Here is a 12,711-nt window from a genome sequence, read left to right as displayed (position 1 = left end):
TTCAACTACTATGTCTTCTTTGCCTTGTATAGCACGAAGCCAACTATATTCAACATCAATAATGTGAAATAGAGTATATAATATACTCCCTACTCCACCAGTTCTTTCTTTCTTCAATTCCTCATTTGATAGCTGGGAACACCAATCAAACCATTCGTCTCTTACCTGCCAGTTATATTTAAAAAAATTTAACAATTTAATCACTCCAATACAATTGTTTTTGCTTTGTCACTAAATTTCCTCTATATTTTTTTGTAAATTGCGAAACGTTTATCACAGGAACCATTTGAACACAGTTACAATGTGTAAATAAAGAAGACCATCTAGTTTGCTATGAATACCTCTTATTCATTATTCAACTTAAGCTCCTGATTGTTGAAGTCTGGTTTTCTGTGCCCCAAACTCTTCAATTGGAAGTTTATTTAAATGCTATTGAATACAAAATTACTCTTTAGATTTTTGTTGCCGATAAAATTTAATTGACTCCTGTAAATTGTAATTCAAATGGTAAAATAAGTAACAGAATATTAACATACAACTTTTGGTTGAATAAATTATTATATATTCTCGTAATAGAATAGTTAGTAGCAATAAAGGTCGATTATTGTAAAATTTAATTTCTCAACTAACGTAAAAAAGCGATCTTCTTTTTGAAGAATCGCGCCCGATGGTTGAATATACAGCTCAACAGACAAGTTTAAAAATATATCCAACAATTATTTATGGTAATATGAAATTGTAGGAGGACTTGTCAATGATCTATTTAACTATTATGTATCTGTTTATGTTAGTAGTAATCATCAGTGCTATTTGTGGCTTTATTTTCTATAAGTTAATCTATAAGAAGTTCTCAAGAACGCTTAGTTATGTATTAGGTGGTTTTTTATCTTTACTTGTAAGCATTCCATTGACAAAATTACTACTGTTTGGTGGTATATGGTTTTATCATTTGCCTATCTCATTGCTGGCAGTAGTGGTATATATCGCATTCCTTATGTATTCCAATAATAATATTAAATTAATAAAGTGGATAGGAATAATTACTTTAATTATGTTTATTGCAGTACATCTATATCTCATACTAATGTCTATCTAATACAATTAAAAAGCACCTAAACAAATGTTTAGGGCTTTTTTAACAAAATCTTGTGGATAAAACAATGTTGAGCAATATATCTAATTCTTGTGTTAACCGAAATAAAAAGAATATGTTATTCAACAATCTGGCCCTATAACTGAAAAACGCTTTTAATATGATTATATTTGAACCTTGGGTTACATTAAAAAGCCGTCTGATTTTAAATTAGCAATAGTAGCTTATATAGAGACCCCTTACCTATCTAGACAAAAAACTTATAACACAGTTAATACAGAAAAACCAAAAAAAGACTGCTTTTGTTTGAAATTATTCACTAGAAGTTAAGAAGTTCAAATTGTGAGTACATAATAAATTACATAGAGCCAACCGAACATACCATGGATGATTGCCCACAGTATAGATTTATTAACGCTCCATGAAATAATTATAGCGAGCACCATACCAAAACTTACACCGCTAATTTCAATCTTCAAAACCACTCCATCCTTTCTGCTGTCTTATCAATCAATACATTGCGCTTAAATATTTTTTTTTACGCGACATGGACAATTTCTCTGCAACATTTACCCATTCATAGCATCAATGGTTTTCTTTAAATGCCTGGTACCGTTCATCTTTTGTTGGCACTATAGCTTTTCTTTACGTTGGGTTAGATATGTTATTAGCCTTATCTCCGCCAATATGACCATTCTTCATGATATGGATCAGCAATTACAATTCACGAAAATGCAGATGGCGTTTATGTTCGTTATGATATCTCCAAAATTCTGGCTGGTTTTATTTTTGCCCTGGTGACAGTTTATTCTCTTTGCACTCCACAAATGATGATTGTAGTTGTGCAATCGCCTCTCTAATTTTATTGTTAGAATCGTGCACCGATTTTAAAAAGGATCCCAAGCTAATGATGCTTTCTTTAAAAGCCTCTTCAAACATCCGCGTGGTATAAAAAGCGCCTGAAATTTTATTTCATTCACCTCTTTAAACAAAATAAAAACAGAGCATAAAAGTTAATTTACGCTCCGTCTCCAAAATGTCTATTAGACAATGAGTTTACACATTTTTTAATAATACCCTTATTACCTAAATGCCCATTTAAGCCATTTCACTCGATTTCTCTTCGAATAGTTAGGAATTTGAATACAGCCTTGATTCCTGCAATAAATTTACTTCTCGCCGCTGCCAATAGATAAAAGACTTAAGCTTGGTGGAAAACCAAACTTAAGTCTTTTAATATTACCTGATTGCATTTTTAAAATTTTGGTCAAATCAAGGAATAGTTTATAACTGTTCCTTTAGGGCGTATAACAATCATCAAGGTGTTCTTTTTAATCATTAATACGGGTCTGCCTCATGGCTTTTCTTCACTGCATCTTTGGTTGCTTCATTCGCAGCCGTCGTACCCTGTCCATATTTAGAAATCCCTGACTCTCGGCCCGGTAATTTACCTTCCTGAGCCATTTTTTCGATTTCTTTCATTTTCTTTTCAGTCTCTTCCTTAACACGGCGGCCGTAATCTTCATCAGCCTGTGTAAAGTGATCAAACATCGCTTCCTGAATGCGCTTGTCACAGATTGCCAGAGCATCCGATAAGTTATTAATAAGCTCATCACGTTCCCAGTCTTCAAAGCTGCGGTATGTTTCACCTGCTTGACCATAGTTATTCGGGCGATCAATAGGCTCACTCATTAATGCCGCATTATAGGACGGCTGATGTGGTGGATATGCTTTATCCCCTGCATCACGGTAGCCACCAATCATTGACGGCTCATAATTAATATGTGGGTTTTCACCGGATTCTTTAGGATCACGCGTATCCATCTGTCCACGCTGCTGATTTGTACGAACCGGTGCCTTTGGTGCGTTGACTGGCAATTTCAAGTAGTTTGAGCCTACACGGTAACGCTGGGTATCTGAGTAAGAGAATGTACGCCCTTGCAGCATTTTATCGTCTGAAAAATCCATACCATCTACTAGAACACCAGTACCGAATGCAGCCTGCTCGATTTCTGCATGGAAATCTTCAGGGTTGCGGTTAAGCACCATACGACCTACAGGCAACCAAGGGAACTTATCTTCCGGCCATAGTTTCGTGTCATCAAGTGGATCGAAATCAAGTTCTGGATGATAGTCATCCTCCATAATTTGGACGAACAGTTCCCACTCTGGATACTCTCCACGTTCAATTGATTCGTATAAGTCCTGTGTAGCATGTCCTACGTTTTTAGCCTGAATGGAGTTTGCTTCTTCTTGAGTCAAATTGCGGATACCCTGTTTTGGTTCCCAATGATACTTCACAAGTACAGCTTTACCTTCTTCATTAACCCATTTATATGTGTTAACACCTGAACCCTGCATATGGCGGTATGTCGCTGGAATACCCCAAGGTGAAAATAGGAATGTAATCATATGCGTCGCTTCCGGTGTACGTGAAACAAAGTCAAACATACGCTGTGGATTCGGTACGTTGGAAGCCGGATCTGCTTTAAAAGCATGAATCATATCAGGGAACTTCATAGCATCACGAATAAAGAAAATCTTTAAATTGTTGCCTACAAGATCCCAGTTACCATCTTCCGTATACATTTTCACTGCAAAGCCGCGCGGATCTCGTGCAGTCTCAGGTGAATCCTTTGCACCTGCCACTGTAGAAAAACGCACCATAAGTGGCGTTTGCTTACCGGCTCCAGAAAAGACTTTTGCACGGGTATATTTTTCTACAGGCTCATCTCCAACCTTACCGTAAGTTTCAAAATAACCGAAAGCACCTGAGCCACGTGCATGTACTACGCGTTCAGGAACCTCTTCCCGGTCAAAGTGTGAAATTTTTTCAATGAAATGATAATTTTCTAAAGTAGCCGGTCCACGGTTACCAACTGTACGGATATTCTGGTTGTCTCTTACAGGGTGTCCTTGACGAGTAGTCAGAATTTCACGTTCCCCATCCTCTTTTTTTGCAATATGTTTGTCTTTGTTCTCTGCCACAATAAAACCTCCTCTAAAATACATTACTTATAAACAATATTAAACCTACCACTATGCTTTATACCCGAATTTATCCGTTTATATTCAAGAAAGGGGAATTTTTCTGAGTATATCTTGTACTGTATAATTCATGGGTCACCTTTAAAACAAAAGGGTAATGAAGTATAACGTGAGACAATGCAGTGTATACAGAAAAACAAAAAAGAGTAATACAAGCCACTTGATTACTCTTTCTAAACTAAATATTGAATTGGCGAATATCAGATAAAAAATCGCCTATGTAGTTGAATACGGAGAGACTTTTATAGTTATATATTTCGTTTGTGGCAGCAGGATTAATATTTAATAAAACACTCATAAAACATTTATGCCTATGTAATGACAAACAGGTACAACTTACTCATTTTTTATCTTCTAATCGTTTCTTCAATTTCGTTAAACTGTGCGTCGGTTATAAAAGACTTACCAAAAGATAAAATCGCATTATCTCCGATTACTCCACTTGTAAAAGATACGTCTATTTGTTCTGTTTCGGGATTAAATCGCATTGTTAAGAAGAATGCTTCCTCTGTCTGTTTATTTTTGAAATTCCCCTTAAAACGACCTGAATAGATAGTTTGCTCATCAGATAATTTCACAACATGTAAATAGCCATCACTTTCGAAATTAAAATTGCCTTCAGGTGTTCTTATAACACCCTTTGTTTTAGCATCAAACTCTTCGTAGTTCTTTTCGGCAAGCGTCGTAGCTTCAACATTTTTAAAATCAAAGAAATATACATTCATTGAGGATTTCTCTAAACCAAATCCCATCTTATTTGTATTTGCCTCTCCTATGCTTTTATTCTCTCTTTCAAAAAACTCTAAAACATGTGTATCAATTCCTAAATTAAAATGAAGTTCTTTATCAATGCTATAATAGACATTATCATTATGCTTACTAGCGGTAGTCACTACATCATTTGGCACAACTTCTTCACTTTTAGATATATCAAAAATGAAGAAAAGTATTAGACCAATAAAAAACAACCCCAATAAAGGCATTAACTTATTTTTCATAAATACCTCCTAAAAATATTTATTTGCCGAATTAAAAATATCATATTATGGTATTTTCTTCTCTTCTTTTTGGAAAAACGATAGAAATGCCCTATGTTTTGTGTCTCCTGCCATAATTCGGCCTTTTCGAATCAAATCAACCATATTTCCCCTATCCAACCCGCAATATTTCCCGATCGTTAAACTAAAGTAATAAATTTTTTTTTGCTCAGCCAAAATAAAAAAGCCCATTACACTGAGTGCAATCAAAAATGACGAGCTTATTTTCTTATTTAATATGTACAATTAATTACTGCGCTTGGTAGCTTACCAGCTGTATCTCCCTCTAATGATTTATCTTTGCACCAGTGTGTACGGAAATTAGTTTTAAATGTATAAACGCTAAAAATATTGAAAATAAAAAACCCCTTAAATTAAGAACATACGCTCTTATTTAAGGGATTGTAAAGTTTTGTTACTCTAAAGGAAGAATTGCCTTAAGTCACAATTGATTCACTTACAATAATTACCTTGGCCCATTTCGATCTAAAATGGCGGATGTATTATCTTCATGTAAATTGTTCAAAGTTGTTGTTGTACTATCCCTTGCATATACATCTTCTTTACCGAAAGGAATGTCCGTAGTTTGAACTTCCGACGCCTGGGCTAATAATGCTTCGCTGTCGTTTTTTGACATGCCAAATGCTTCACTTATTAGTTCGACTCCTGTTTTTCCATGATTCGCCTTCGAAACTTTCTTCCCCATATTCACACCTCCTCTATATAGAATGTGTGATGGTTCATTATATATGTAAAATATCTAGGAGGTTTCATTTGCCAATCATCTGATTTTGGAAAAGCTTATCTTTGTAGTCAATTCGTCCAAATTACTGCAGCTTCCATTGTATTAAATGTTAGTTATTCTCATGCTTATTTCCTTCTAAATATACTTCATTTGCAATTAGTTCATAGGAGCGGATTCGATCTTCCGGTAAATATGTGATTGTATTAATCATCATTTCATCAGCTTGGTATTCTTTTTTTAACTCAAATAATTTCTGTTTCACTTCTTGAGGATTACCAATAATCATTTTTTGTCTAACTTTTTCCAATGTTTCTTTATCTCTTTCAGTTAGTTTATATTGTTTAGCTTCACTTATAGAAGGAACCCCTTGTTGGCCCTCCCCTTTTTCCATTTGTAAGGACCAGATGAGAAAGCTTGCTGCAACTTCTTCGGCTTTTTCCGTTGTCTCTCCACAAATAACGTTAACCGTAACGATGACTTGTGGCGTTTGCCCTTCTTTTCTTGGTTTAAAGCTATCAATATATTCATTAATAATAGCAGCTCCATCTTGATCGCTCATAAAATGACCAAAAGTAAATGGCAATCCATTTTCCGCTGCGAGTAAAGCACTTTTCTTACCAGTCCCTAGGAGCCAAGGTAATGGCGGATTTTCAGGTATGGGAGAAGCCGATAACTTTGAATATTCGTTATTCTTTGGAAAATCATCATCTAAAAAATAAAGTAGGTCTCTCAATATGTAAGGAAAGTTCCCAACATTTTTTATAAAGTTACCAGACAAAGCAGTCATCGCTTCAGCGGATCCGCCTGGCGCTCGTCCAATTCCTAAATCAATTCGATTTGGAAATAGTGTCGCTAACGTATTAAAGATCTCAGCAACTTTAAATGGTCGGTAATGAGGCAATAAGACTGCGCCAGATCCTATACGAATTCGATTCGTGTTAGCTCCAATGTAGCTTAACATCACTTCAGGTGCAGGGCATGCTAGTCCAGATAAATCATGATGTTCGGCAATCCAGTACCTTGTATATCCTAGTCCATCCCCTGCCTGTGCTAATTTCATTGACCAATTTAATGCATTCCCAGCAGTTTGATTTGAAGAGATAGGTGATTGATCCAATATGCTTAATCTCATTAAATTTCAGTCCTTTACTTCCACTAAAGTCAATTTATACTGTCTTACCTGATCTTTTTCATACAGATTTGTAATAGATGTGGAGTAGTTAAATATCGTTCCTCTAAACATTATATCTATTTCGGGAATCTTAACGTCAAATGTTCCATTGTAAAGTTGCAATGTCATGATATTCCTTGCTTGTCACGTCAAAAATGACTGAGACTTTATAGAGCCCATTTACTTTTTCTTCTTTATAGCTATTTAATTGAATTGCTCTTTCATCTAAAATTATTTTACTGACCAAGAAATCACCCCTATTCTTTGCAAAAATCTACAAATTTTTTTGCCTGTATTAAAGACATCCCTGTTTGTTCTCTCACAAACTTCACCGCTTTAACTTCACCGACTGACTGTATTTTCCCTTTTACTAAGGTAATCAATTCCTCGTTATAGATTTTAGTATAATCCATTTTTTTCGCCCCCCTATGTAATAATTATAGTATACTTGGCGGCAGCCTTTATAGAATCGAGCCCCATTGTTGAAGAACGATATGACTCAATGACCAGATTACAATTTTATTGAAGAAAAGCGGACTTTATTTCCTGTCGGCGGGTGTTTGGTACTTCATTCCTAATATACGTTTCATTTCTTCGCTCACCCAGTTGCGTAAAGCAATGTTTCCATAACTTCTCGTTTCATCGTAACCCCTAAACAATATAAAATAATAGGTCATATAATCATCAGATTTCTGCTTTTCTATTTTACATCCTTTCTTATATAAAAAGTCCCTTAGCTTTTTAAATTCAAGAAAGGTTTCATTAATTTTGGAATCGTACCATTCTTCCAGTACGTCTCTCATTTTTAATTCGGAAATGCAATCCCTATCACGCTCGAGTGTTTTTAAAAATAATTCCAGTACAATATACCGGTGAATATCATCGCTAAATTTCATGAATTCTTTATGCATTTTGACCACTCGCTTTTCTGATTGTTGGACATACCGCTAAGAATTGATGTTTGTTTTCCCACCGTCTTTCTTCAACTATTTATAAGTTGTTTTCCAATAGCGGCACAAATTTTCCCTACTCTCTATTTTATACAGGAACACTTGTTTGTATGCGTGATTTGTGTATGTAAATTGGATTTATCCACCTCAAGGAAAAACTTTCAACTGAAATTTGAGTATTTTTAAAGCTGTTTAAGCCATTCTAACTTTTGTTAAGGAGGTGAGTTGCTGTGGAAAATAATAACCTTAATATTAAACGTCAACGAAATAACAATAATAATAAGAACAATAATAATGAATTTGAATTTGGTGAAGATTTCAACTTCGACAATTTAAATGATCAAAATCAGATTAACCGTAACAACAAAAACAACAACATTAACTTTAATAAGAACAACAAAAATAACAACAATAACAAGTAATATTACTATTACAGTCTCCCTATAGGGGAGATTGTATTTTTTCCTTTGTACGAACATCTTTAATGGTTGAGTTTGCAAGATTCAAAGTGACATTAAAAATACCTCTATTTACAGCCCTTTACCTTTCCACTGGTATAGGGCTACTTAGTTATTGAAATAAAATCCATTTTTATAGTTGTACAAGTCACCCTTTTTGAATAAGATGCACAGACATCATTTTAAAGGAGGGCTATTTTTGAACTCAATAGCTGCTTACATTTTTTTAGGTGTATCCTTAGCTGCGCCTATCGGTCCTGTCAACGCAGCGCAGCTAGATACAGGAATTAAAAACGGTTTTTTTCATGCGCTTATCTTTGGCATCGGTGCATTGACAGCTGATATTTTGTACATGATAATGGTTTATTTCGGCATTGGCCAAGTTATTGAATACTCTCCAGTAAAAGTATTTCTCTGGTCATTTGGTTGTTTTGTTCTTACATATTCCGGGATAGAGAATTTACTTTCTCTACATAAGATTGAGATAGCTTTAAAAACCAATAAAAAAACTACTCGTCTTAGACATTCCTTATTAACAGGCTTTCTCATGTCACTATTGAATCCGCTAACTATCCTTTTTTGGCTTGGAATCTATGGTTCAGTTCTTGCGGAAACAAACAAAGTTACTACGGATAATCAAATAATTGTCAATAGCCTGGCCGTCATCCTTGGAATAATGTTGTGGGATACGCTGATGGCCGCTATATCCAGTGGAGCCCGCAAATTATTATCGACCGGATTCATAAATACGATTTCCATCATCTCATCGCTTGCAATGATCGGATTCGGTATTTACTTTGGTGTTCAGGCTTTTCAAGCATTATTTTGAGCTTCTTCCTTCTTCCATTTTTTTCGCATAAAAAAGACTATACTACCGATTACTGCGAGAAATACTAAACTTATAAAAAAGCCTGGACGACTCGTCTGATGTAAAAGTGTTCCGCTAACTGCAGAACTGATTAGTAATATTCCAATAATTCTTTTCACTTTATCGAAAGTAGTCGTCTCAACTAACCTCGGGTACATGACTAAAATAAACAGCCAGTTGTAAAGTAGCATTAATGCTGCAGCAGTCGTTATATATTCGTATACTTTATCCGGCAGTAATAAGGACGTAATGATAGAAAGTACAAGCCCCAAAGATGTTAAAGCAATTGCAGGTAATGGCATTTTGAGCTTCTTTTTCTTTTGTTTACTGAAGATTTTTGGAGCGTCTCCGTCCTCTGATATTGTCACAAGTATGGTGGTAACCGAAAACAATGATGCAGACATTGTTGAAAACCCCGCAATAATAATTGCTGCGATAAATACATGCGGGAAAAAATCGATATTATGGACGCCTGATAAAGCCTCGACAAACGGACTCTTGCTCTCCTTGAACTTATCATATGGCTTCAGTAATAGTGCTAACGAAAGTGCGGTCACATAAATGATTCCAAGCAGCCCAAGCATCACTTTACCTGATTTAGGTGCATCCTCTTTATTTTTAAGATGGATCGCCATTATGCTCATTACTTCGATCCCGCCATGGGCATAAAATGCGAATATTAAAGCGCTCCAAAATCCGATGAAGCCTTTCGGGAAAAATTCATTCACGGATTGGGGGAGGTCCGGAGTTGATTTTTCGCCAATCACACCTGTCAGCGCTAAAGTTGCAATTATAATAAACATAAAAATAGCTGCAATTTTCATCACAGCGAATACGCTTTCCAATTTTCCAAATGCTTTTGCTCCTATAAATAGAACAATGAGACCGAGAACTGCATAGATTGCTGCGAAAATCCACAATTTAATATCAGGAAACCAAAATTCAGTTAATAATGAAATTGCGGTAAGTTGACTGCCTATAATTAAGATTTCTGAACACCAGTAAACCCAACCACTGCTAAAACCAGCCCAACGTCCGTATGCTTTTTTAGCATAGGTACGAAAAGATCCTTTCTGTGGATCCGATGCAATCATTTTAGCAAGAGCCTCAAACACAATATATGTTGCTGTAGCAGCCATTATAAAGGCCAAGATAACAGAAGGACCTGTCATTTTAATCGCTATACTTGAAGCAAGAAAAAACCCTGTACCAATAGTGCAGCCTACTCCAATAAGAGATAATTGCCACCAAGTAAGATTTGCTTTTTCGTCGTTAGCACCCGACGCTTTATTCCCCATTTCTACACCTCCACATGAAAATAGCCTTCCACAAAAAAGTGGATTTATGTGCTATTGAGATGATGAAAGCACTTCTAATAAGGGAATAAGTTGGACATTGCTAAAACAACAATTTATTATGCTGTCTCCATTCACTTTCCCACCTATCTTCTAAACTCCTTTATGCGCGTGATTTCAAAATTCTTTAACCATACTTAAGCAGTCTCCCCAATCTGACCTGATAATTGTATAAAAAGTATGAGTGTTGAGAAGAATGCATTTACTTAGTTTTCTTAATACTTCTTATAAAATTTTGATACACACAAACTGGAGTTGGTATTAAATAAGGTAATTTCTAGTATGAGCAACTAACTTGAACACTAACTTAAATAGGAATAATATAGTTATTGTAAGATAATCTCACTATTCGGAGGGGTTTAGTATGAATAATACACCAATTACAGTTAACGCTATTATTAATGGCGAAAAAATACAAACAGATAAAAAAATTACGCGTGAAAATCCAACACACCCGGAGCAAATTGCTGGTTACGCTCCAAATAATACGAGAGAGGAAACAATCCAGGCAATCGATGCGGCATACGAAGCCTTTAAAACTTGGGCTTGGAGTGATGTGGAAGATCGTATCGCAAGAATGCAACGTGCCATTCAGAAGTTAAAAGAAGCAACGCCTGAAATCGCTGAGTTATTATCTCGTGAACACGGGAAAGCGCTTTATGATGCTCAAGGAGAAATTGCTGTTTCTCTTATGTGGATGGAATTCGCCGTTGACAATGTGAAAAAAGTGACAGCTCCCGAAGATCGTAAACATGAAACAGGTCGAACAATCATTACACATGATCCAATCGGTGTTGTATCCGCGATTACGCCATGGAACTATCCGATTTCCCTTTCAACAATCAAAATTGCTCCTGCTTTGTTAACAGGTAATACAATGGTACTAAAACCAAGTCCTTTTGCCCCTTTAGCGGTAAGTCGTGTAGCTGAAATTATTGCGGACGAATTCCCTGCTGGTGTACTGAACTTAGTTAACGGAGATGCAGAAGTTGGAATTGAACTTACTTCCAACCCTAAAGTTGCGAAAATTGCCTTCACAGGTGGTACAAATACTGCTAAACATATTATGAAAGCAGCTTCTGAAACGATTAAAAAAATGACTCTTGAACTTGGCGGTAATGATGCAGCAATCGTATTAAATGACTTTGATGTTAACGATGAACGCGCATTACGAAGAATGGTTATTTCCAACTTCCTAACAGCAGGTCAAATTTGCATGATTGCAAAACGTGTCTATGTCCACCGTTCAATCTATGATGCGTTTGTTGAAAAATATATTGAAGCAGCAAACAAATGGATTAAAGTAGGCGACCCATTTAATCCAGATGTTACAGTCGGTCCAGTAAATAACAAAAACCAAGTAGAATATGTAAAAAGTTTAGTGGAGGATGCCAAAAATAAAGGAGCAGAAATTATTCCATTAGGGACAATTATAAACCCTGAATTAATGGATAACGGTTACTTCCTACAACCAACACTCGTATTAGGTGCAGATGTTCACGACCGTGTGGTAGTAGAAGAACAATTTGGTCCTACTGTTCCAATCCTTCCATATGATGATGAAGAACAAGTGATTCAATTACACAATGAAAGCATTTATGGTTTAACAAGTTCCGTTTGGGGAGAAGAAGAACATGCTATAAAAGTGGCTCGTCGCATTGAAGCAGGTACAACGATGATTAACACTGCCGCAATTCAAGGATTAGATGTTCGTTTCCCATTTGGAGGAGTTAAACAATCAGGTGTAGGTCGCGAATACGGATTAGATGGCATCAAATCTTACACAGAAACTCATGTCATCAACCTGCCAAACGACTTAGAATTACCTTACATTCCTGAATAAAAGTATTTCAAAAGAAAAGAGCATTAATCCCCAATTGGTTAATGCTCTTATTTTTGTCTATTTACTTATCTGTACCCTGTGCTTTCAGGATCTGATATGGGACATTTAATTTTAAGTACCATGGCTTAACCCATTACTGCTAC

At 35.8% G+C, this 12,711-nt stretch carries 12 protein-coding genes and 1 pseudogene; 3 read left to right on the top strand and 10 right to left on the bottom strand.

The window, feature by feature from the left end:
- From ABS917_RS16320 to ABS917_RS16280, 9 genes and pseudogenes are all read right to left on the bottom strand, one after another.
- The coding region (locus ABS917_RS16320) for a DinB family protein (RefSeq protein WP_350479999.1) at positions 1-195 on the bottom strand (195 nt) is incomplete at its 3' end.
- A 1,233-nt stretch (positions 196-1,428) separates the two neighbouring features.
- On the bottom strand, positions 1,429-1,572 hold the full coding sequence (locus tag ABS917_RS16315) for a hypothetical protein (protein ID WP_350479998.1): 144 nt from the start codon (positions 1,570-1,572) through the stop codon (positions 1,429-1,431).
- Positions 1,573-2,431: 859 nt separating this feature from the next.
- Positions 2,432-4,081 carry a catalase gene (locus tag ABS917_RS16310; protein ID WP_350479997.1) on the bottom strand — a complete coding sequence of 550 codons (1,650 nt, stop codon included), beginning with the start codon at positions 4,079-4,081 and terminating at the stop codon, positions 2,432-2,434.
- Between the two features lie 407 nt (positions 4,082-4,488).
- Entirely contained in the window at positions 4,489-5,139 is a 651-nt protein-coding gene (locus tag ABS917_RS16305) for a hypothetical protein (protein ID WP_350479996.1), read from the bottom strand.
- 505 nt (positions 5,140-5,644) lie between these two features.
- Complete coding sequence (locus ABS917_RS16300; RefSeq protein ID WP_008403930.1) at positions 5,645-5,884, bottom strand: hypothetical protein; 240 nt, start codon at positions 5,882-5,884, stop codon at positions 5,645-5,647.
- Between the two features lie 148 nt (positions 5,885-6,032).
- Positions 6,033-7,055, bottom strand: a complete 1,023-nt coding sequence (locus ABS917_RS16295) for an LLM class flavin-dependent oxidoreductase (RefSeq protein ID WP_350479995.1) — start codon at positions 7,053-7,055, stop codon at positions 6,033-6,035.
- A 6-nt stretch (positions 7,056-7,061) separates the two neighbouring features.
- Positions 7,062-7,341 (bottom strand): annotated as a pseudogene (locus ABS917_RS16290) (DUF3219 family protein).
- Between the two features lie 10 nt (positions 7,342-7,351).
- On the bottom strand, positions 7,352-7,507 hold the full coding sequence (locus ABS917_RS16285; RefSeq protein ID WP_350479994.1) for a hypothetical protein: 156 nt from the start codon (positions 7,505-7,507) through the stop codon (positions 7,352-7,354).
- A 126-nt stretch (positions 7,508-7,633) separates the two neighbouring features.
- Positions 7,634-8,005, bottom strand: coding sequence for a YhjD family protein (locus ABS917_RS16280; protein WP_350479993.1), 372 nt, complete (start codon positions 8,003-8,005; stop codon positions 7,634-7,636).
- A 269-nt stretch (positions 8,006-8,274) separates the two neighbouring features.
- Between ABS917_RS16280 and ABS917_RS16275 the strand changes: the two genes are divergently transcribed.
- Positions 8,275-8,466, top strand: a complete 192-nt coding sequence (locus ABS917_RS16275) for a histidinol-phosphatase (protein WP_350479992.1) — start codon at positions 8,275-8,277, stop codon at positions 8,464-8,466.
- A 235-nt stretch (positions 8,467-8,701) separates the two neighbouring features.
- A complete protein-coding gene (locus ABS917_RS16270) occupies positions 8,702-9,331 on the top strand; it encodes a LysE family transporter (RefSeq protein WP_350479991.1) in 630 nt (209 codons plus the stop codon).
- Here ABS917_RS16270 and ABS917_RS16265 read toward each other — a convergent pair.
- Positions 9,316-10,668, bottom strand: a complete 1,353-nt coding sequence (locus ABS917_RS16265) for an amino acid permease (RefSeq protein ID WP_350479990.1) — start codon at positions 10,666-10,668, stop codon at positions 9,316-9,318. The genes ABS917_RS16270 and ABS917_RS16265 overlap by 16 nt on opposite strands.
- Positions 10,669-11,089: 421 nt before the next feature.
- On the opposite strand from ABS917_RS16265, the gene ABS917_RS16260 reads away from it, so the two are divergent.
- On the top strand, positions 11,090-12,568 hold the full coding sequence (locus ABS917_RS16260) for an aldehyde dehydrogenase family protein (protein WP_350479989.1): 1,479 nt from the start codon (positions 11,090-11,092) through the stop codon (positions 12,566-12,568).
- Positions 12,569-12,711 lie beyond the last annotated feature (143 nt).

The sequence above is a fragment of the Solibacillus sp. genome, assembly GCF_040273735.1.
In the GTDB taxonomy this organism is placed as follows: Bacteria; Bacillota; Bacilli; order Bacillales_A; family Planococcaceae; genus Solibacillus.
This window is presented reverse-complemented; position numbering and strand designations above follow the sequence as displayed.